At 72.8% G+C, this 19272-nt stretch carries 21 protein-coding genes; 9 read left to right on the top strand and 12 right to left on the bottom strand.

What is annotated here, in order from left to right:
• Positions 1-117: 117 nt before the first annotated feature.
• From ACFQ6N_RS38230 to ACFQ6N_RS38205, 6 genes are all read right to left on the bottom strand, one after another.
• On the bottom strand, positions 118-540 hold the full coding sequence (locus ACFQ6N_RS38230; protein ID WP_380658738.1) for an SHOCT domain-containing protein: 423 nt from the start codon (positions 538-540) through the stop codon (positions 118-120).
• 160 nt (positions 541-700) lie between these two features.
• On the bottom strand, positions 701-1285 hold the full coding sequence (locus tag ACFQ6N_RS38225) for an NUDIX hydrolase (RefSeq protein WP_380658737.1): 585 nt from the start codon (positions 1283-1285) through the stop codon (positions 701-703).
• Positions 1282-2442: a type III polyketide synthase gene (locus tag ACFQ6N_RS38220; protein WP_380658736.1), complete on the bottom strand. Its 1161-nt coding sequence runs from the start codon at positions 2440-2442 to the stop codon at positions 1282-1284. Before ACFQ6N_RS38220 ends, ACFQ6N_RS38225 begins: the two co-directional genes overlap by 4 nt.
• Positions 2443-2578: 136 nt before the next feature.
• Positions 2579-3784 carry a cytochrome P450 gene (locus ACFQ6N_RS38215; protein ID WP_380658735.1) on the bottom strand — a complete coding sequence of 402 codons (1206 nt, stop codon included), beginning with the start codon at positions 3782-3784 and terminating at the stop codon, positions 2579-2581.
• Positions 3785-4006: 222 nt separating this feature from the next.
• Positions 4007-4780, bottom strand: coding sequence for a response regulator (locus tag ACFQ6N_RS38210; RefSeq protein WP_380658734.1), 774 nt, complete (start codon positions 4778-4780; stop codon positions 4007-4009).
• An 11-nt stretch (positions 4781-4791) separates the two neighbouring features.
• Positions 4792-5715 carry a sensor histidine kinase gene (locus ACFQ6N_RS38205; RefSeq protein ID WP_380658733.1) on the bottom strand — a complete coding sequence of 308 codons (924 nt, stop codon included), beginning with the start codon at positions 5713-5715 and terminating at the stop codon, positions 4792-4794.
• A gap of 118 nt (positions 5716-5833) precedes the next feature.
• Here ACFQ6N_RS38205 and ACFQ6N_RS38200 point away from each other — a divergent pair, with 118 nt between their 5' ends.
• The 5 genes from ACFQ6N_RS38200 to ACFQ6N_RS38180 all read left to right on the top strand — a co-directional run bounded on the left by ACFQ6N_RS38200 (position 5834) and on the right by ACFQ6N_RS38180 (position 12829).
• Positions 5834-6559, top strand: coding sequence for an ABC transporter ATP-binding protein (locus ACFQ6N_RS38200; RefSeq protein WP_380658732.1), 726 nt, complete (start codon positions 5834-5836; stop codon positions 6557-6559).
• A complete protein-coding gene (locus tag ACFQ6N_RS38195) occupies positions 6556-8868 on the top strand; it encodes an ABC transporter permease (RefSeq protein WP_380658731.1) in 2313 nt (770 codons plus the stop codon). The genes ACFQ6N_RS38200 and ACFQ6N_RS38195 overlap by 4 nt, the downstream gene beginning before the upstream one ends.
• 160 nt (positions 8869-9028) lie before the next feature.
• Complete coding sequence (hemC, locus tag ACFQ6N_RS38190) at positions 9029-9964, top strand: hydroxymethylbilane synthase (protein ID WP_380658730.1); 936 nt, start codon at positions 9029-9031, stop codon at positions 9962-9964.
• Positions 9965-10218: 254 nt separating this feature from the next.
• Positions 10219-12168, top strand: a complete 1950-nt coding sequence (locus ACFQ6N_RS38185; protein ID WP_380658729.1) for a protein kinase — start codon at positions 10219-10221, stop codon at positions 12166-12168.
• A gap of 127 nt (positions 12169-12295) precedes the next feature.
• Positions 12296-12829 carry a hypothetical protein gene (locus ACFQ6N_RS38180; protein WP_380658728.1) on the top strand — a complete coding sequence of 178 codons (534 nt, stop codon included), beginning with the start codon at positions 12296-12298 and terminating at the stop codon, positions 12827-12829.
• A gap of 31 nt (positions 12830-12860) precedes the next feature.
• Here the strand turns inward: ACFQ6N_RS38180 and ACFQ6N_RS38175 are convergent, their stop codons facing one another.
• Complete coding sequence (locus ACFQ6N_RS38175; protein WP_380658727.1) at positions 12861-13421, bottom strand: winged helix-turn-helix transcriptional regulator; 561 nt, start codon at positions 13419-13421, stop codon at positions 12861-12863.
• A gap of 88 nt (positions 13422-13509) precedes the next feature.
• Here ACFQ6N_RS38175 and def point away from each other — a divergent pair, with 88 nt between their 5' ends.
• Complete coding sequence (gene def / locus ACFQ6N_RS38170) at positions 13510-14115, top strand: peptide deformylase (protein ID WP_380658726.1); 606 nt, start codon at positions 13510-13512, stop codon at positions 14113-14115.
• 9 nt (positions 14116-14124) lie between these two features.
• Complete coding sequence (locus ACFQ6N_RS38165; RefSeq protein WP_380658725.1) at positions 14125-14832, top strand: class I SAM-dependent methyltransferase; 708 nt, start codon at positions 14125-14127, stop codon at positions 14830-14832.
• Between the two features lie 190 nt (positions 14833-15022).
• On the opposite strand, the gene ACFQ6N_RS38160 is transcribed toward ACFQ6N_RS38165, so the two are convergent.
• From ACFQ6N_RS38160 to ACFQ6N_RS38150, 3 genes are all read right to left on the bottom strand, one after another.
• Positions 15023-15265 carry a DUF397 domain-containing protein gene (locus tag ACFQ6N_RS38160; protein WP_380658724.1) on the bottom strand — a complete coding sequence of 81 codons (243 nt, stop codon included), beginning with the start codon at positions 15263-15265 and terminating at the stop codon, positions 15023-15025.
• Between the two features lie 62 nt (positions 15266-15327).
• Entirely contained in the window at positions 15328-15513 is a 186-nt protein-coding gene (locus ACFQ6N_RS38155) for a DUF397 domain-containing protein (protein ID WP_380658723.1), read from the bottom strand.
• Positions 15514-15515: 2 nt separating this feature from the next.
• Positions 15516-16388 carry a helix-turn-helix domain-containing protein gene (locus ACFQ6N_RS38150; protein ID WP_380658722.1) on the bottom strand — a complete coding sequence of 291 codons (873 nt, stop codon included), beginning with the start codon at positions 16386-16388 and terminating at the stop codon, positions 15516-15518.
• A gap of 131 nt (positions 16389-16519) precedes the next feature.
• On the opposite strand from ACFQ6N_RS38150, the gene ACFQ6N_RS38145 reads away from it, so the two are divergent.
• On the top strand, positions 16520-16996 hold the full coding sequence (locus ACFQ6N_RS38145; protein ID WP_380658721.1) for an ATP-binding protein: 477 nt from the start codon (positions 16520-16522) through the stop codon (positions 16994-16996).
• Positions 16997-17214: 218 nt separating this feature from the next.
• On the opposite strand, the gene ACFQ6N_RS38140 is transcribed toward ACFQ6N_RS38145, so the two are convergent.
• Both ACFQ6N_RS38140 and ACFQ6N_RS38135 read right to left on the bottom strand, forming a co-directional pair.
• Positions 17215-17364, bottom strand: coding sequence for a hypothetical protein (locus tag ACFQ6N_RS38140; RefSeq protein WP_380658720.1), 150 nt, complete (start codon positions 17362-17364; stop codon positions 17215-17217).
• 73 nt (positions 17365-17437) lie between these two features.
• Complete coding sequence (locus tag ACFQ6N_RS38135; RefSeq protein ID WP_380658719.1) at positions 17438-17626, bottom strand: hypothetical protein; 189 nt, start codon at positions 17624-17626, stop codon at positions 17438-17440.
• 165 nt (positions 17627-17791) lie between these two features.
• Between ACFQ6N_RS38135 and ACFQ6N_RS38130 the strand changes: the two genes are divergently transcribed.
• Positions 17792-19105: a helix-turn-helix domain-containing protein gene (locus ACFQ6N_RS38130; RefSeq protein WP_380658718.1), complete on the top strand. Its 1314-nt coding sequence runs from the start codon at positions 17792-17794 to the stop codon at positions 19103-19105.
• The last annotated feature ends 167 nt before the right edge of the window (positions 19106-19272 follow it).

Below are 19272 nucleotides of genomic sequence, written 5' to 3'. Positions count from 1 at the left end.
GCCGAAGGCGACCGTGGCGCCGAGCGGCAGCCCGCCGCCGTCGTGCCTGTCCTGCCCTGTCCTGTCGTGCCGGCTGCCGCCGGGCCCGTCACGGCCGGGCCCGTCACGGCCGGTCCGTCAGGACAGGATCTTGTCCTTGGCCTTCTGGTACTCCTCGTCGGAGATGGCGCCCTTCTCCTTCAGGTCCGCCAGTTTCGCCAGTTCGTCGGCGTGGCTGCCGCCGCCGGTGGGCCCGGTCGTGGCCGCGTCCCTGATGTAGGCCTTGAAGGCGGCCTCGGTCTGCTGCGCCTGGGCGACGTCGCGCTTGCCCATCGAGTTCCCGCGGGCGATCAGGTACGCGAGGACGCCGATCAGGGGCAGGATGATCACCAGGACCAGCCAGCCGGCCTTGCCCCAGCCGCTGAGGTCGTGGCTGCGGAAGATGTCCGTGATGATCTTGAACAGCAGGAAGAACCAGAGGATCCAGAGGAACAGCTCCAGCATGGTCCAGAAGATGTTGAGCAGCGGGTAGTCGGTCGCGGCCAACAGGTAGGTGTCCATGGCCGAGTCATATCACCGTAAAACGGACATCGGCGCCTAGTGTTCCGCCGTTCCAGTGATCTTCCCCGACCGCGGGAATACTCCAGCCGTCACCAGACCCCGCCCCGGAGCCCCCGGCCCCGGCCGGGCCCTCGCCCCGCCCAGGCCTCGCCCCGGGTCTCTAGCCCAGCCCGGCGCGCTGCCGCAGCTCCACCGCGAGCCCGATCAGCTCGCCCCACCAGGCGTCGTGCCCGGTCAGCAGCAGCCGCTGCGCCTCGGCGACCGGCACCGGACGGACCTCGACCACCTGCTCGCCGTCCGCCGGGTTGGTCGGCGAGGAGTCCAGTACGACCTCGCCCCAGCCCCACAGCCAGGCCTTCTCCGGGTGCGGCTGCCACGGCCGGTACGGCACCGGGTCCTCGGTACGGCACCGGTGCGCTCCCAGCCACCCCGCCTCGCCGAGCAGCCGGGCGCCCGCCTCCTCCCGCAGCTCGCGCTCCAGGCAGGCGTCGACGCTCTCGTTCCGCTCCCGGGTGCCGCCGGGCAGGAACCAGTGGTCCCGGTCGTCCCGGCAGAGCACCACCTCGCCGTCCGCGAAGCCGACCAGGTGGATGTTGGTGACCAGGGCGTCCGGCGGCAGAACGGTGGAGAAGCGGGCGTCGTAGTGCCCCCAGTTCCAGTACTGCGGCGCATGCAACGCCGGGTAACGGGCGGCGAGTTCGTCGGCTCTGTCGGAGGTGTCGGCGCGTTCCGTGGTGTCTGTCATTCGGTGATGGTAGTGCCGGCCGGGAAACGGCGGGGGACGGTCGGATGGACGAGGGCGATGTCGGACGTGGAGATGGCGCGGGGGCGGCGGGGGCGCAGTGGATCGGTCGGTGCGCCGACCCAACTGCCAAGGGAGATCTCGGCGGTGATGCCCGGCCCGAAGCCGGCGATCAGCCCGGTGGTGCCCTCGGGGACGCCGCCGTCGGCGAACAGCCGGGCGAGGGCGTCGAAGACGACGGCACTGGCGATGTTGCCGCGTTCGGTGAGTGTCGCGCGGCTGTAGCGGAAGGTGGCGGGCTCCAGGTTGAGGAAGCGGCACAGGTCGTCCAGGATGCGCGGACCGCCGGCGTGCACGATGTAGAAGCCGAGCCCGGAGACGTCCCAGCCGTGCTCGCCGGCCAGGCCGCGCAGGGCGGGCGCGAGCATCTCCATGGTGCCCGGCACCCGCTTGTCCAGCTGGAAGTGGAAGCCGGTCTCCTTCACCCCGTACGAGATCCAGTTCTCGGTGTCCGGGACGAGGTGCGAGCCGTTGCGCTCGATCTGCACGCCGTGTCCGCCGTGTCCGCGCACGACCGCGGCGGCGACCGCGTCCCCGAAGAGGCCGTTGGAGAGCAGCGAGCCGACGCCCAGGTCGGTCGGCTGGTAGCAGAGCGAGCAGAACTCGCAGGCCACGATGAGCACGTTGGCGCCGGGGTAGGCGCGGCAGAAGTCGTGCGCGCGGTTGACGGCGGCGCCGCCGGCCGCGCAGCCGAGCTGGGCGATCGGCACCTGGCGGGTGTCGGAGCGGAAGCCCATGGTGTTGATCAGCCAGGCGGTCATCGACGGCATCATGAAGCCGGTGCAGGACACGTAGACCATCAGGTCGATGTCCCGGGCGGTGAGTTCGGCGTGTGCCAGGGCCCGTTCGACCACCTCGGGGACGCGGAGCTTGGCCTCGCGCTCGTACACCTCGTTGCGGACGGCGAAGCCCGGGTGGGTGAGGGTCCGTTCGATCGGCTGGACCAGGTGCCGGGTGCGCACCCCGGTGTTCTCGATCAGCCGCAGGGCCAGGCCGAGTTGGGGGTGGCCGGCGTGCAGGGTGCGGGCCAGGTCGAGGGTCTCGTCGAGGGTGATGACGTGCTCGGGCACGGCGACGGCCGGGCGGCAGAGTGTTGCCATGGATGTGGGTCTCCCCATGGGGGCCTGTGGCAGGCCGGTGGATGCGTGGAACGGTACGGGCGCCGGATGCCGGGCAACGGGCATCCGGCGCCCGGCACCGGGGTGGCGGACGCCGGGGCAGCGGGCGGGGAGGCGGCTACCAGGCGACCGGCAGGGTCCGGGGGAAGCGCCAGATCGAGCCGGAGTCCCAGTCGAGCTCGGACGGTTCGGCGGCGAGTCGCAGCCCGGGGAAGCGCCGCAGCAGGGTGCCGATGGCGACCTGGAGCTCCATCCGGGCCAGGTGCGAGCCCAGGCAGTGGTGCTGGCCGTGGCCGAAGGCCATGTGGGTGGGATCGCCGCGGTCGAGGTCGAGTTCGTCGGGGCGCTCGTACACGGCCGGGTCGCGGTTGGCCGTCAGGTAGGAGACGTGGACGACCTCGCCCTCGCGGATCAGCGTGCCGCCCAGCTCGACGTCCGTCAGCGCGACCCGGGCGATGCCGACGCCCTGGCGGAACGGGATGAAGCGGAGCAGTTCCTCCAGGGCGCGCGGCAGCAGGTCGGGTTCGGCGCGGAGCTTGGCGAGCTGCTCGGGGTGGGTGAGCAGGGTGTACGTGATGTTGCCGAGCTGGTAGGTGGTGGTGTCGTGCCCGGTGACCAGCAGGACCATCGCCATCACGGCCAGTTCGTCGTCGTCCAGCAGCTCGCCGCCGACCTCGGCGGTGGCGAGCGAGCTGAGCAGGTCCTCGCCCGGGGCGCGGCGGCGTTCGGCGGTGAGCCCGGTGAAGTAGCCGCGCAGCCCGGCCTTGGCCTCCTCCTGGCCGGCCCGGCTGTCCGGGCCCATCCGCATCATCGCGACGGCCCAGCCGCGCAGCCGGTCGCGGTCGCCCGCGGGGATCTCCAGCAGCTCGCAGATGGTGGTGAGCGGCAGCCGGTTGGAGAGGAAGTGCATCAGGTCGGCGGGGGAGCCGTGCTCGGCCATCTCGTCGTAGTAGCCGTCGACGATCCGCTGGGTGGTCGGGCGCATCCGTTCGACCTGGCGGTTGGTGAAGGCCTGGGCGACGAGGCGGCGCAGCCGGCTGTGCGCGGGCGGGTCCATCAGGTTGATCGCCTCGGCTTGGGCGATCGGGGCGGGCGTCATCCGGGGGAGGTCGCGTCCGATGCCCGCGGCGCGGCTGAACCGGCGGTCGGTGGTGACCGTGGCGACGTCCTCGTAGCGGGTGGCCAGCCAGGCCTCGCCCTCCCCGTGCGGCAGCCGGATCCGCGCGACCGGGGCCTCGGCGAGCAGCCGCTTGAGGAGGGGGTCGAACCCCAGGCCGTCGGTGTGGTGGAAGGGGCAGTCCCACACGGGGGCAGTGGTCGTCACGGGCCTGTCCAATTGTCTTCTGTCATGCCGGTTGTCTTCTGTCATGCCGGGCGGTGCCGCCCGAGGTGCTTCGTTCCGTTCGGGCGCGGACATGCAGATGTTGCCCCATGAACTGGCAAAATGGGGGATTCGCCAGGGAGTTCGCTCTAATGAGTGAGCCGGATGATTGTCATGCGAATTCCGGCCGACGGGACGGTCATTGACGGCTGATCAGACAGTCGGTCAGTCGCCCCCGCCCGGCGCGACCAGCCCGGTCTCGTAGGCGAGCACCACCGCCTGCGCCCGGTCCCGCAGGTTCAGCTTGGCGAAGATCCGGGCCACGTGCGTCTTCACCGTCGACTCGCTGAGGGTGAGTTCGCGCGCCAGCTCGGTGTTGGACAGCCCGCGCCCCATCAGGGCGAGCACCTCCGCCTCGCGCGGGGTGAGCGGCGCGAGGTCGCGGTGCAGCGGCGGGCCGTCCGCGCCGGGCGCCGGCCGCGGGGCGCCGGCCGCGAAGCGCTCGACCAGGCGCCGGGTGATCGAGGGCGCGAGCAGGGCGTCCCCGGTGTCCACCAGCCGTACGGCGGCGGCGAGGTGGGCCGAGGTGACGTCCTTGAGCAGGAAGCCGCTCGCCCCGGCGGACAGCGCGGCGTAGACGTAGTGGTCGAGGTCGAAGGTGGTCAGCATGATCACCCGGCAGTCCGGCACCCGGGCGAGGATGCGCCGGGCCGCCTCCAGGCCGTCCATGCCGGGCATCCGGATGTCCAGCAGGGCGACGTCCGGGCGGTGCCGGACGGCGGCGGCCACCGCTTCGGCGCCGTCGCCGGCCTCGGCGACCACGTCGATGCCGCGCGCGGTGAGGATCATCCGGAAGCCGGTGCGGACCAGTTCCTGGTCGTCGGCGATCACCACCCGGGGGCGGCGCGCCTCCTCCTCCGGCTGCTGCCGGTCCGACCGGCCCCCCTGGTCCCCTCGACCCTGCGTGCCCTGCCGGTCCTGCCGATCCTGCTGCTCCATGGTCTCCTCCGTCACGGCCGGTCCAGCGGGATGCGGGCGCGGACCCGGTAGCCCCCGCCGAGCCGGCGCCGGGCGTCCAGGTCCCCGCCGTACACGGCGACCCGCTCGCGCAGGCCGATCAGTCCGCGTCCGGCGCCGTCGGGCACCGGCCCGCGTCCGGCGCCGTTCTGCCGTTCCGCGGTGTCGTCGGGCCGCCGCTCCGCCGGGCCGTCGCTGCGCCGTTCCCCGGGGGCGGGCGCGCCGGCCAGCACGCTCGGCCCGCTGTTGAGCACCTCGACCCGCAGGTAGTGGTCCGCGTACCGCACCGTCACCTCCGCCGTCACCCCGTTCCCGTGCTTGAGCGCGTTGGTCAGCGCCTCCTGGACGATCCGGTACGCCGTCACGTCGATGCCGGCCGGCAGCGGCCGGGGTTCGCCGGAGATCCGGACCTCGACCGGCAGCCCGGCGAAGGCGAAGCGGTCGATCAGCGGGCTCAGCCGGCCCAGGCTGGGCTGCGGCGCGAAGCCGCCCCCGTCCGGTTCCTCGCTGCCGTCGGCGGCCGGGGCGAGCAGGCCGAGCAGGTGCCGCAGTTCGGTCATGGCGTCCCGGCCGGCGGCCTCGACGGCGCCCATCGCCGCCGCCGCCTCGTCGGGCATGGTGGCCAGCACCTCGCGGGCGGCCCCCGCCTGGACCACCATCAGGCTCACGTTGTGGCTGACGATGTCGTGCAACTCGGCGGCGATCCGGGCCCGTTCGGCGTCCACGGCGGTACGGGCGGCGCTCTCGCGCTCGCGTTCCAGCAGCCAGCCGCGCTCGCCGATGGCCGCCCGGTGCAGCCGCCGTGCCCGGGCGAGCGCCACGGCCAGCCAGCCGGCGCCCGCGCACGCCGTTCCGGCCACCGCGACGGCGGCCCACTCCGATCCTGATCCCCACACGGCGTCAGCTTCCCAGGCCACCGCATGATCCACATCATCCGGGGGTGCCGCCCCCGTACATCCCCGGTACTACGGCGGCCTGCGGTTACACCCCGGGTGGGACGTCCCGGCGGGAGGCCCGGGCCTACCGTCGTCCACCATGAGCAACGACCACGACGGGACCTCCCGGCCCGACGACGCGCAGACCGTCGTCGAGCTGACCGGGGTCCACAAGGAGTTCGGCGACGCCAAGGCGCTCGACGGTGTCGACCTGCGGATCCGGGCGGGCGAGGCGGTCGCCGTGATGGGCCCCTCGGGGTGCGGCAAGTCCACCCTGCTGAACATGGTGGCCGGGCTGGACCGGCCGACCGCCGGCACCGTCCGGGTCCAGGGCCAGGACCTCGGGCGGCTGAACGAGACCGGGCTGGCCCTGTTCCGCCGCCGCCACATCGGGATGATCTTCCAGTTCTTCAACCTGATCGACGACCTCCCGGCGCTCGACAACGTCGCCCTCGCCGCCCAGCTGACCGGCACCACCGCCCGCCAGGCCCGCCGCCGGGCACTGGAGCTCCTGGACGAACTCGGCGTCGCGCACCGCAAGGACGTCTACCCGGCCGCGCTCAGCGGCGGCGAGCGCCAGCGGGTCGCGGTGGCCCGGGCCCTGATGAACCGCCCGGCGCTGCTGCTGGCGGACGAGCCGACGGGCGCGCTGGACAGCCGCTCCGGCGAGCAGGTGATGGACCTGCTGATCGACCTCAACCAGATCGGGCAGACCCTGCTGATCGTCACCCACGACCCGGCCCTGGCCACCCGCTGCGCCGGCCGCCTGGTCGAGGTCGCCGACGGCAAGGTGGCGCGCGAGCGGATGCTGGAGGGCACGTCATGAAGGGTGGCGCCGTGTGGCGTGCCTCCCGGGCGGCGGTGAAGCGCCGCCGGGTGCAGACCCTGGTGATCGGCCTGGTCGTCTTCTGCTCCACGGCGACGGTGCTGCTGGCGCTGGCGGTGATCAGTGCCGCCCGGGCCCCGTTCGACGCGGCCTTCGAGGCCGAGCGCGGCGCGCACGTCACCGCCGTCTTCGACCCGGCCAAGGCCTCGGCGGAGCAGCTGGCCGCCACCGCCCGCCGGCCGGGCGTGGAGGCCGCCGCCGGGCCCTTCGACCAGGCCGTGGTGACCATCCCCGAGGACTGGGTGGGCCACCCGCCGGGCCCGCTGACCCTGGTCGGCCGGCCCGACCCGGCGGCCGCACCGGTGGACCGGGTGGAGGTGCTGACGGGCCGCTGGGCGACCGCGCCCGGCGAGGTGGTCGTCGACACCCCCGGTGGCGGCTCGGCGAAGCTCCTCGGCACGTCACTCACCACCAGTGCCGGGCTGAAGCTGACCATCGTCGGCTTCGCCACCGACATGAGCCAGTCGGCCGGGGGCTGGGTCACCCCCGAGCAGGCGGCGGCCCTGCATCCCACCGGGCGGCAGATGCTCTACCGCTTCACCGACGCGGCCGACGAGCGGCAGCTGACCGCCTCGCTGCACAACGCCACCGAGGGCCTGCCCGAGGACGCGGTCACCAGCGGGCAGTCCTTCCTGGTGCTCAAGCAGGCCTTCTCGGCGGGCGCCGACGCCTATCTGCCGCTGATGACGGTCTTCGGCGTGCTCGGCCTGGTCGTGGCCGCGCTGATCGTCGGCAATGTGGTGAGCGGCGCGGTGGTCTCCGGCTACCGGCACATCGGCGTGCTGAAGTCGATCGGCTTCACCCCGCGCCAGGTGGTGGTGGTCTACCTGACGATGGTCTCGGTGCCGGCGGTCGTCGGCACCGTCCTCGGTACGGCGGCGGGCTGGGCGGCGGCGTACCCGATCCTGACGACCGCGTTCACCGGGATCGCGACCGGCACCGCCGTGATCGAGCCGGCCGGCTGGCTGCCCGCCGCCACCCTGCTCGGTGTCCCGCTGCTGGTCGCCCTCGCCGCGCTCGTCCCCGCCTCGCGCGCCCGCCGGCTCTCCGCCGCCCAGGCCATCTCGGCCGGCAGCGCGCCGCGCACCGGGCGCGGACTGAAGGTCCAGCGGTGGCTGAGCGGTACCCGGCTGCCGCGTGCGGTCAGCCTGGGCCTCGGCCAGCCCTTCGCCCGCCCGGCCCGTACCGCGCTGACCATGGCGGCGATCGTGCTCGGCGTGGTCACCGTGACCGTGACCACCGGGGTGGCCGGCACCCTGGCCGAGTCGGCGGCCGCGCCCGACCGCAACACCCATGTCAACGTGCAGACCAGCGCCTTCTCGGAGAACAAGGTCGCGCCCCGGCTGACCCCGGAGCAGACCGAGGCGATGCTGCACAGCGCCCCCGGCGCCGATCGGGTCTCCGTCCGGGGCCTGGTCCGGGTCGGCATCCTGGGCCAGCCCCAGCTGGTGTTCGCCAACTTCTACGGCGGCGACGCCATGGTCGACCACCGGCGGCTCGACGTGGTCGAGGGCCGCCCGGCGACCGGGTTGAACGAGGCCGAGGCCGGGCCGGCCTTCCTCGACCAGCACGGGCTGAAGCTCGGCGACCGGATCACCCTGTTCCTGGACGGCCGGCAGGTCACCGTCACCCTCGTCGGCAAGGAGGTCCAGGGCAACGCCAACGCGATCACCTCCAACGACGCCACCCGGGCCCAGCTCACCCCCGACCCGCACGTGGTCGAGTACGACGTGCGGCTCGCCGACGGCGCCGACGCCGCGGCCTACCGGAAGGCCGTCACGGACGCCGACCCGAGCCTGTCGACCTCGGTGGTCACGGCGAGCTCGGACGGGTCCGTCGTCGCGATCCGGACGTTCAGCACGACGTTCACCGTCCTGCTGTCGGTGGTCGCCGCGCTCGGCGTCTTCAACACCCTGCTGCTCACCATCCGCGAGCGCCGCCGTGACCTCGGCATGCTGAAGTCGATCGGGATGACGCCCCGGCAGGTCGTCGCGATGACGGTCACCTCGGTGGCCTGGCAGGGCGTGGTCAGCGGGATCGTCGGCATCCCGCTCGGGATCCTGGTGCACCGGCTGATCGTCGAGCACGTCCGGATCATCGCCTTCACGGAGTCGCAGATCGACGTCTGGGGCGCCCCGATGCTCGCCGCCCTCGCCCTGTCCGGTGTCGCGATCGCCGTCCTCGGGGCCCTCGTCCCGGCCCGGTCGGCGGCCCGGCTGCCGATCGCGGAGGTCCTGCACAACGAGTGAGCCCCGGTACGACGGGCGGGCTCCGTGCCGCTCCGTCCGGCAGCGGCGGCGGTCCGCCGCTGCTGCCGGACGGAGCCGCACGGGCGGTTGACGAGGGTACTGCGCGCCATCCGGCTGACGTTGCGTCAACGGCGCGTGTTCGACGCCCTATCATCGCGCCATGGCCACCGCTGAGCTGATCCGCATCGTCTCCCGCTCCTCGCCCATGGCACTCGCCCAGGTCGAGCGGGTCCGCGCCGAACTCGCCGCCCTGCACCCGGGCCTGCGCACCGAGGTGGTGCCGGTCACCACCTCGGGCGACCGCTGGACCGGGGACCTCGCGGAGCTGGGCGGCAAGGGCGCGTTCACCAAGGAGGTCGACGCCGCGCTGCTCGCCGGGGAAGCCGACGTCGCCGTGCACTGCCTCAAGGACGTGCCCGCCGACCGCCCGCTGCCCGCCGGCACCGTCTTCGCCGCCTACCTGCGCCGGGACGACATCCGCGACGCCCTGGTCCACCCCGGCGGCCTCACCCTGGCCGAACTCCCGCCCGGCACCCGGATCGGCACCTCCTCCGTCCGCCGCACCGCCCAACTCGCCGCCTCCCACCCGCACCTGGAGTGCGTCCCGATCCGGGGCAACGCCAACAGCCGGCTCGCCAAGCTGGCCGCCGGGGACGCGGACGCCCTGCTGCTCGCCGTGTCCGGCCTGGAGCGGATCGGCGAGCGGGCCCGGATCACCGAGGTCCTCGGCGTCGAGGAGATGTGCCCGCCGATCGGCGCCGGCATCCTCGTCCTGCAGTGCCGCGAGGACGACAGCGCGACCATCGACGCCGTCACCACGCTCGGCCACCACGACACCTGGCGCGAGGCGGCGGCCGAGCGGATGTTCCTGCACGCGCTCCAGGGCCACTGCAACAGCCCGATCGCCGGCTACGCCAAGGCCGAGCCGGACGGGCGGCTCTCGCTGCGCGGCCGGGTCTTCACCCCCGACGGCAAGCGGGTGCTGGACGCCCATGAGTGGGCGGGCGCGCTCGACCCGGAGGACCTGGGGACCTCGGTGGCGCTGGCGCTCAAGCGGCAGGGCGCGCAGGAGCTGATCTCCTCGATCCCGCACTGACCGGCCTGCGGCTGTGCGGCTGTGCGGCTGCGCGGCTGCGCGGCTGTGCGGCTCCAGGCCCTCCCGGCCCCGACCCACCGAGCCCGACCGAGCCCCACCAGCCCCACCGACCCCACCGACCCCACCGGGTCCGGGCGGTACCCCGGGGATCTTCTCTCCGGGGGCGGGTGCTGGAATGATTCCGTTGCACGGCAGGTGAGCTGACGGACAGTCAGCGACGTGGGCGGGTCGCGCCGGGGGTGGACGTGGAACCGTTGAGAGCCAACGATCCGACCGTGATCGGCGGCCGGTACCGGCTACTGGCCCGGCTCGGCGCCGGCGGGATGGGCGTGGTGTACCTGGGCCGCTCGCCCGGCGGGCGGCTGGTCGCGGTCAAGTGCGTGCACTGGGACCTCGCCACCGACCCGCAGTTCCGGCAGCGGTTCGCCCTGGAGCTGGAGGCCGCCCGGCGGGTCGGCGGCTTCCACACCGCCCAGGTGGTCGACGCCGACCCGGACGGCGATCCGCCCTGGCTGGTCACGGCCTACATCCCGGGCCCGTCCCTGGAGGCGGCCGTCGCCACCCACGGTCCGCTGCCCGAAGCGGTGTTGCGGGTCCTCGGGGCGGGGTTGGCCGAGGCGTTGGAGGCGATCCACGCGGCCGGGCTGGTGCACCGGGACCTCAAGCCGTCGAACGTCCTGCTGAGTGACGACGGGCCCCGGGTCATCGACTTCGGCATCGCGCGGGCTCTCGACGGCGTCTCGATCACCCGTACCCAGACGGTCCTCGGCACCCCCGGCTACATGGCGCCCGAGCAGATCGCGGGCAGGCCGGTCGGCCCGGCCTGCGACCTGTTCAGCCTCGGCCGGGTGCTCTGCCACGCCGCCGGGAGTTCCCCGTACGGGAGCGGCGGCAACCCGCAGGTGCTGCTGTACCGGATCATGCACGCGGTGCCGGACCTGACCGGGGTGCCGGAGGGGCTGCGCCCGGTCGTCGCGGCCTGTCTGGCCCTGCGTCCGGAGGACCGGCCGACGCCTGCCGAGCTGTTGGCCCGGCTCGGGCCGCCGGCGTACGAGGGGGCGACCGGGTCGTGGCTGCCGGAGGGGCTGCGGGTCGTGCCGCCGGTGCCGGAGGCGCCGTTGGTGGAGCCCCGGCCGTCGGCTGTACCTGCTGTACCTGCTGCACCTGCTGTTCCCGCTGTTCAGGGCGCTCCGGCTGTTCCCGCTGTTCAGCCCGCTCCCGCCGCTCCCGTTGGTCAGGCGACGCGGACGCCGACCGTGCTCGCGGGCGGGCTGTCGGAGGCGGGCGGCTCGGCGGCGACGGAGCCGTCCGACCGGGCCGAGCGGCGGCGGCGCCGGGTCCGGCTGCTGTGGGTGCTGCTGCCGAGCCTGTGCGCGCTGATCGCGGCGGCGGTGCTGGTGCCGGTGTACCTGCTGCGGGAGCGGGGTTCGAGCGGCCTGGACAACGGCGGCTTCGTGGTCGCGAAGGACGACGGCGTCCCGCCCGACTGCGTGAACGGCGGGGCCACGGGCGGGACCGGCGGTACGAGTGCCACCGCCCCGGCCGACTCGTCCGGGAAGAACGACGTCACGCCCGACTCGGTGCCGACCGGCACGCCGCACGCCCCGTCCCCGGCCTCCCCGGGCGACAACGACACCCAGACCGTGGGCCGCTCGATCGTGCTCAGCTGGACCAGGAGCGGTGCGGCGACCCGGGTGTTCACCCGCCTCGGCAACGGTTCCTGGCAGGGCTCCGGTTGGCTGACCAGCGCCGACTGCACCTTCAAGCCGACCCAGGCGGGGCTGTACCAGTGGGCCCTGGTCGGCGCGAACCCGTCCAGCGTGGTCAGCAGTGGGTGGAGCGCGGTGCGCTACCTGTACGTGCGGGCGGACGGCGACACCGTCCCGAACCCGGCCCAGGCCGCGCCCGCGCCGCCGGAGCCGACGGCGCCCGCCGACCAGGCGGTGGTCGCGGTCGGGCAACCGGTCGACCTGAGCTGGAGCACCACCGGCACCAGCTCGTCGGTGAGTGTGCTGCGGCCGGGCAAGCTGGGCTGGGAGACCCTGTCCTGGCAGCCCGGTGAGCACGTGAGCTACACACCGCGGATGGCCGGGACGTACGTCTGGCTCGTCTACAGCTCGGGGCCGGGGTACTGCACCGGCGCGCCACTCGAAGGGGCGTGCGAGAGCGGGGCGAGCCAGCAGCGGTACCTGGTCGTGCGGTGACCCGGGCGGCGTGGTGGGTCGGATGGCGTGGCGAGTCGGGCGGTGCGGTGACCCGGGCGGTGCGGTGCCCGCGGATTCCTCCGGGCGGGGTGAGAACCGGGCGGGTGTTCGACGCGTCCGTTGAGAAGTGATCAGTGGGGTGCTCGGCGGGATGCCGATGTTCTGGCCCGGGCTGCTGCTCTCGGTGGTGCCCGCGGCGCTGCTGAACCGGCAGGTGGGGCGGCTGCTGCGCGCCCACTGGGTGGTGGGCTTCGTGCTGCTGCTCGGGCTCGGCGGGGTGGTGGTGGGGACGCTGATGCCGGAGGCCTTCCGGTTCTCCGAGGACGCCGTCCGGCACTGCACCGTCGAGGGCGGCCGGCCGCGTTCCCCGTACGAGCTGTTGCACGTACGGCACATCGAGCTCAAGTTGGCGACCTACGCCCCGGTCGGCTTCGCGGCCGCGCTGGCGGGGACCAGACGGCGGGCGGCGGTGGCCCTGGTCGGGGCGGCGGTGCTGCCGTTCGCGGTGTCGGCGGTGCACTACGCGCTGCCGGTGATCGGCCGGTCCTGCGATGTGCAGGACGTCTGGGACGGGCTGCAGGGCGTGGCGATCGGCGCGGTGGCGGGGTTGGTGGTCGGGCCGGTGGTACGGGCGGCGCGGGCGCGCGTCCCCCGGGGCTGAACTGCCCGTCGAGCTGCGGCCCGTCGGCCGACTACCCGTCGAGTTGGGGCCCGTCGAGCAGGGGGAAGAGCCGTGCCACCGCCGCGACCGGGCGGGCTCCGGCGGGCCGGGCGGCCGGGTCGGCCTCGCGGTCGCGGTAGCGGGCGAGCACCTGGCGGACGGCCTCGCCGACGGCGGCCAGTTCCTCGGGTGTCAGGTAGACGACGGCGCTGAACGCCTCGTCCTGCCGCCAGTCGGCCGGGGCCTCGGCGCGCCGGGCGAGCCAGTGCCGGTAGCTCTCGTCCTCCAGGCCCCGGGCCAACTCGCCGAAACCGTCTCCGGGTTGCTGCCGCTGGGGCTGTAGCTGGGGTTGCGGCTGCGGAGGCGCGGGCAGGCGCCACGGCCGGGCCCGTCCGTCGCGCGCCGGGGCCTCCTCGATGAGCCCGTGGCGGGCGAGCTGCCGCAGGTGGAACGAGCACAGGCCCGAGCTGTGGCCGAGTCGGGCGGCGGCCTCGGTGGAGGTCAGTGTCCCGGTCTCGGCGAGCAGTTCCAGCAGTGCGGTGCGGATGGCGTGCTCGGGGAGGACGCCGGTTCCGACGAGGTCTTCGGTCACTTTGCAAAGTCTGCTACTTTGCAAAGTCGACAGCAAGTCCGTCCCCGCTCGAAGTCCGTTTCGAAGTCAGTCCCGTGAAGGAGCCTCAGTGTCCGAGCTGCGCGACCGTCCCACCATCCTGCGGATCACCGAGGTGGGGGAGGAGATCCTGCGCCGCAGCTGCCGCCCGGCGACCGGGGAGGACTTCGGCAGCGAGCGCCTGGCCCGGCTGATCGACGACATGTTCGCCACCATGGAGGTCGCCGACGGCTGCGGCCTCGCCGCCAACCAGGTCGACGTGGACCTGCGCCTGTTCGTCTACGACTGCGTCGACGACGACGGTGTCCGGCACGTCGGCCACGTGCTCAACCCGGTGGTCGACGCGCAGGAGCCCGGCCGCGCGCTGATCGAGGAGGTCGAGGGCTGCCTCTCCGTCCCCGGCGCCAATACCCGGCTCGCCCGCCCGGCCCACGCGGTGGTGCGCGGCGTCGACCAGCACGGTGAGCCGGTCACCATCGAGGGCGACGGCTACTTCGCCCGCTGCCTCCAGCACGAGACCGACCACCTCGACGGCGGGCTCTACATCGACCGCCTCTCCGCCCGCGACCGCAAGCGGATGATGAAGCAGACCGCCGACCGCCGGGAGAAGGTGTTCGCCCAGCGGACCGCCAAGGCCGCGAAGGCGGTCGAGGCCGGGCGGCTCGTCGGGTCGTAGGGTGGCGCGGTGACCGGACCCGCCCGCTCGACCCGCCTCGCCGCCGACCCCCGCCCCGCCGCCGACCCCGCCGTCGGCCTCGCCGCCGTCCGGGAGTCGTACGACACCGTCGCCGCCGACTACGTCCGCCTCGTCGTCCCGCCCGAGGGCATGGACCCGGTGTCCCGGGCGATGCTCGCCGCCTTCGCGGAACTGGTCCGGGAGACGGGCGGCGGCGAGGTCGCCGACCTCGGCTGCGGGCCGGGCCGGGTGACGGCGTACCTCGGCGGACTGGGCCTGACGGCCTTCGGCGTCGACGTGTCCGGCGAGATGGTCGCGCTCGCCCGCCGCGCCCACCCCGGACTCCGGTTCCTCCACGGCTCGATGGCCGCCCTCGACCTGCCCGACGACAGCCTCGGCGGCATCCTCGCCTGGTACTCCGTCCACCACACCCCGGCCGAGCAACTCCCGCGGCTGTTCGCCGAGTTCGCCCGGGTGCTGGCCCCCGGCGGACACCTGCTGCTCGGCGGCCACGCCGGTGACGCCCGGCTGAGCCCGACGACGGCCTACGGCCATCCGGTGTCGTACACCTCGCACCTGGTCCCGGCGGCGCGCCTGGCCGAGCTGCTGGCGGCGGCCGGCTTCACCGTCACGGCGCGGGTGGAACAGCCGCACCCGCAGAAGGCCGACCGTTCGTACGTGTGCCTGCTGGGCGAACTCGGCCGGAGGACGGCGTAGCAGCGCGGACGGTCCCGGGCAGCCGAACGGCACGCTGGTGGGCGCCGACACCTCGCGGTTGTACGGGACGGACGGTACGGCGGGCGGCTGTCGGTCGGGCCCGCTACGGTCGCTCGTCATGGACAAGGATGACGTGACGGGCGCCGTTACTTCTTCGGCTTCGACTTTGCGAGCGACCTGGTGGGGCCGGTCAGACCTCGGCGGTGGCGGCGAACGTCACGAACGCCGTCCAGGCGGTGGGCGCGAAGGTGAGGTGGGGGCCGCTCTTGTCCTTGGAGTCACGGACGAGGACCGCTTCGGTGGCATCGGCGACCTCGACGCACTGGACTTCTTCGTTGGTGCTGTAGCTGCTCTTGCGCCAGGCGATCTCGACGCAGGCGACATCCTCGTTGGTGCTGTGGCTGCTCTTGAACCAGACCAGTTCCATGCTCATGACGGTACGCCAACGGCCCGCCGCCGGATAGACGGTGGGCCGTTGAGGGGAGGTCTGGTGGATCAGACCTCGGTGGTGGCGGCGAACGTCACGAACGCCTTCCACGCATCCGGCTCGAAGGCCAGCTGCGGGCCGCTCTTGTCCTTGGAGTCACGCACGTGGACGGTGCCGGGGGTGTCGGCGATCTCCACGCAGTCGGCGTCCTCGTTGGTGCTGTAGCTGCTCTTGAACCACGTCAGCTCGGCCATGCCTACCGCTCTCCCAGAATCGCTTCGATCAGGGCCAGGGACTCCCTCAGCCCCAGGGCCTGGGCCCGGATACTGCTGTACCGTGCGGCCATATTACGGACTTCCACCGGATCCGTGATCAGACGGTTCACGTGCTGTGCGGCGGCATAGCCGATCTGCGGCTTACCGGGCGGGGTCAGCAGCGTGAACGATCCGCCCATTCCCGCATGGTTCATCCGGTCGAGCGGCATGATCTGGATTTCGGGGCCCCTCATCTGCCCCACCTTCAGCAGGTGCTGGAGCTGCTCCTTGTGCACGTCCCACCCGCCCAGCGGGCGCCGCAGTACGCTCTCGTCGATCACCCACGTCATCACCGGCAGCGGCCAGCGGGTCAGGATCTCCTGTCGGGCCAGTCGCGCCGTCACCCACTCGTCGATCTGCTCCGGCGCGAGGATCGGCCGACGCATCTCGTACAAAGCGCGGATGTACGCCTCGGTCTGGAGTAGTCCCGGCATCACCATCGTGGCGTAGTGGTGGATCTCGATGGCCCGGTACTCCTCCGACGTGAAGGCCTTGGAGTAGGACGGATGACGCTCGCTCATCCGGATCTTCGCCCTCATCACGTCGTCCGCGATGAGCTTCAGGGCTCCGCCCGCGTTGATGATCGGGTCCACCTTCGTCAGGTACTCGATCCTCGCCGTGCGGACCCCGCGCTCCATCGCGCCGATCTGGTCCTCGCTGTAGCCGGTCAGCCTGGCCAGCTCCTTCTGCGTGATGCCGGCCCGCTCGCGGAAGTGCTTGATCAGCTTGCCCACCGCGCTGTAGAACTCCGCGACACCGTCCGAGTTCTCCGCCGTCTCACCGTCATCGAACACCGTGCGCTCGACACCGCTCATGAGTACCACCTGCCCCCTTGCCCGATTGGTCCGGGACGACCGGCACGCCGACCGTCCGCATCCGTACAGATACTCTGAGTGCCCGCCGAATGCATGGCCAGGGTACGTCCGCGCCGTCACGCTTTTCTCCCATGACGACCGAAATCCCCTCCGGCAATCCCCGCACCCACACCACCACCCTCGCCGCCACCCCCAAGGGCGCCGCGATCTGCCGGCGCCTCGCCAGGCGTCAACTCGCCACCTGGGGGCTGAACTCCACGCACACCGAGCCGTTCTACGCCGCGCTCCTCATCGTTGCCGAGCTGGCGGCGAACGCGATCACGCACGGACGCGTTGCGGGGCGCGGGTTCGAACTGCACCTCGCCCTCACTACCACCGTGCGCCGGGGCACCACCTTGCGCATCGAGATCAGCGACCCCAGGGGTGACAGACTCCCCGTCCTGCCCGCCGCCCTCACCCCCAACGCCCAGTCCGGCCGGGGCCTCACCCTCATCGACGCCCTCTGCGACCGCTGGGGCACGATCCCCCGCCACCCCAACGCCAAGACCGTCTGGACCGAGATCGACCTCCCCACCCCGACCCTCACCCCCACCCCCGATGCCCCCTGAACCCCGCCATAGCGAGGGTCACGTGGCTCTCCGCACCCTCCTCCCCATCGCCCTCCTCCTCGCCCTCCTCCTCGCTCTGCTCCTCGCCCGGACCCACCACCCCCACAACCACCGACCCCCACCCCCCACTTCGCAACCCACCACCACCCCGTGAAACCGGAAGGGAGTGGGAAGTCGGCCCGGCCGACTTCCCACTCCCTTCCCTGTTCCCCCGCCCGTCAGCCGAAGCGCAGCGCCTCGGTGCTCCCGCCGGCGAGGACGCGCCCGTACTCGTCCTCGCTGCCGAGCGGGCGGTAGTTGAGGACCGGGTCACCGGCCCGCACGAGAGCGGAGGCGCATCCGAGGCACCAGGGCTGCGCGGGCTGCATGTCCAAGTCTTCGATCACCGCAGGCGCGGCGTGGCACTGCCCACAGTCCGCCATCAGTTCCTCCCGGGGCGCGTCAGGCCCACGTGGAGCCGCAAGCGGTGCAGCCCCACCGGCCGTCCATGGTCTGGTACGTGGCGCTCGATCCGCAGACCGGGCAGGCCCGGCCGCTCGTCTCTCGGCCACGCTCCGGCAGCGTAGTGGGCGCAGGGGCGTCGGTGGGCCGCATGTCGGGAACGGGTTCGTCGAGCAGGATGATGATCACGGCATCTCCCTTCAGGGTGAAGTGGCAGAGGTGCGCCGGCCGGGCACGACCAGGAGATCCGGAGACGGCCCGAACGGGGAGAGCATCGAGGCGCTCCCGCACGCCTTGTGCGTGCCTCGCATACGCCGTGCGCGCCCTGCCGAACCGCCACGCCCAGTCAGTAACGTGGCCGCGTCCGTGGAGTCGAAGGGCGACGCCGTGTCACTTCAGCAACGCCAGGTCGGGGCGATCATCAGGACCGCCCGGTGCGCACGGCGGATGACACAGGTCCAGCTGGGACACGTGTGCGGCTACTCGGCGTCCGCGATCAGCAGAGTCGAGGCAGGTAGGCTGCGGCCGACGGAGCAGTCCCTTCTTCTGATCGCCCGGACACTGGGGCTCCGACTTGACTCTCTGAGGGCGGGGCAAACCGTTACCCTGGCCGCAGATGTGACTTCGGATCAGGAGGGCGCCATGCTCCGCAGGCAGCTACTCATGGTCGGCATGGCGGCGGCCGGGGTTGCGGTGCTTCCGTCGGCCTCGTCGGCCGCTGCGAGCCAGGATGCGTCGGCCGGGATCGTCGGGGCCCTGTATGAGCCGGGCCCGTCCATGCCGGTGTCCTTGCGGGAACTCCGTGCTTGGCTCGCCTCGGCGCGCGCACACTTCACGTCTGCGCGCTACCAGGATCTCGGCGCCTCACTGCCCGGCCTGCTGGGCGCGGCGCAGGCGACCTGCGACGCGTTGTCCGGCCAATCCCGGGAGGAGGCCCGTGCGTGTGTCGCACGTGCGTGGGTGCTGGCGACAGAGCTGGCGCTGAAGGCCCACTCCGACGTCGCTTGGCCTGCTGTGGACCGGGCCCTGGCGGCGGCGCAGGCCAGCGGCGACTCGGTGGTGCATGGTGAGGCCGCTCGTGTCCTGGCGATCACCATGCGGCGCTCCGGGCGTCCGGCCGCCGCCGTCGACCTTCTGCGTCGCACCGCCGACTCTCTCTCGCAGGGGCGCGGTGACGTGTCCCGGGCCGTCGCCGCGACACTGCTGCTGACGGCGGCGTACACAGCCGGGTGCAGTCAGAGCCGAAGTGACGCTCTCGACCTCATGGCCGGAGCCGAAGAAGAGGTTGTCCGCTTGTCTGACCTCGGCGCCAGACCGGGCGGCCGCCTGTTCACGGTTGACGCCACCAGTGAGCAGGTAGACCTGTACTGGATCGGGGTGCACACGGTGCTCGGTACTCCCGACGATGGCGTTCCATACGCGCAGCGGATCACGCCGGGACGGCTGCCGACTGCGGAACGCCAAGCGCGGTACGGCACCGACTGCGCCCGTATGTGGCACAACCTCGGCGATCACCGCCGAACCTTCGCCGCTCTGCGTTTCACCGAGCACGTGGCACCCGAGGAGGTACGTCGGCCTTCTCTCCGGGCTCTGACGGCTGACCTGCTCTACGCGCCCGTGACGGTGCCAGGCGTACGGGAGCTTGCAGCGCGCACAGGTGTTAGGTAGGGCGGGTCAGCGGATCACGCCGAGACGGCTGTCGACAGCCAGAGGAGTGGGGGGGGGGGCCGGCCCGCGAACCCCAACCCACCCCCCCCGGCGGTGGGGGGGGGGGAGGGGGTGGGGGAGAAAAACCAGACGGTGGGTGGTGGTAAAAAAAAAAAACATAACACACC

Origin of the sequence: Kitasatospora sp. NPDC056446 (genome assembly GCF_042796115.1) — a bacterium.
Lineage (GTDB): Bacteria > Actinomycetota > Actinomycetes > Streptomycetales > Streptomycetaceae > Kitasatospora.
The sequence above is the reverse complement of the archived record's forward strand: the minus strand, read 5'-3'. Positions and strand labels throughout refer to the sequence as shown.

Bases quoted from the DNA above. Each gene is read 5' to 3' on its own strand.
- hemC (WP_380658730.1), top strand. From the start codon at position 9,029: ATGGCCACCGCTGAGCTGATCCGCATCGTCTCCCGCTCCTCGCCCATG.
- ACFQ6N_RS38225 (WP_380658737.1), bottom strand. From the start codon at position 1,285: ATGACAGACACCACGGAACGCGCCGACACCTCCGACAGAGCCGACGAA.
- ACFQ6N_RS38220 (WP_380658736.1), bottom strand. From the start codon at position 2,442: ATGGCAACACTCTGCCGCCCGGCCGTCGCCGTGCCCGAGCACGTCATC.
- ACFQ6N_RS38160 (WP_380658724.1), bottom strand. From the start codon at position 15,265: ATGAGCATGGAACTGGTCTGGTTCAAGAGCAGCCACAGCACCAACGAG.
- ACFQ6N_RS38150 (WP_380658722.1), bottom strand. From the start codon at position 16,388: ATGAGCGGTGTCGAGCGCACGGTGTTCGATGACGGTGAGACGGCGGAG.
- ACFQ6N_RS38155 (WP_380658723.1), bottom strand. From the start codon at position 15,513: ATGGCCGAGCTGACGTGGTTCAAGAGCAGCTACAGCACCAACGAGGAC.
- ACFQ6N_RS38140 (WP_380658720.1), bottom strand. From the start codon at position 17,364: ATGCAGCCCGCGCAGCCCTGGTGCCTCGGATGCGCCTCCGCTCTCGTG.
- ACFQ6N_RS38145 (WP_380658721.1), top strand. From the start codon at position 16,520: ATGACGACCGAAATCCCCTCCGGCAATCCCCGCACCCACACCACCACC.
- ACFQ6N_RS38200 (WP_380658732.1), top strand. From the start codon at position 5,834: ATGAGCAACGACCACGACGGGACCTCCCGGCCCGACGACGCGCAGACC.
- ACFQ6N_RS38230 (WP_380658738.1), bottom strand. From the start codon at position 540: ATGGACACCTACCTGTTGGCCGCGACCGACTACCCGCTGCTCAACATC.
- ACFQ6N_RS38195 (WP_380658731.1), top strand. From the start codon at position 6,556: ATGAAGGGTGGCGCCGTGTGGCGTGCCTCCCGGGCGGCGGTGAAGCGC.
- ACFQ6N_RS38210 (WP_380658734.1), bottom strand. From the start codon at position 4,780: ATGGAGCAGCAGGATCGGCAGGACCGGCAGGGCACGCAGGGTCGAGGG.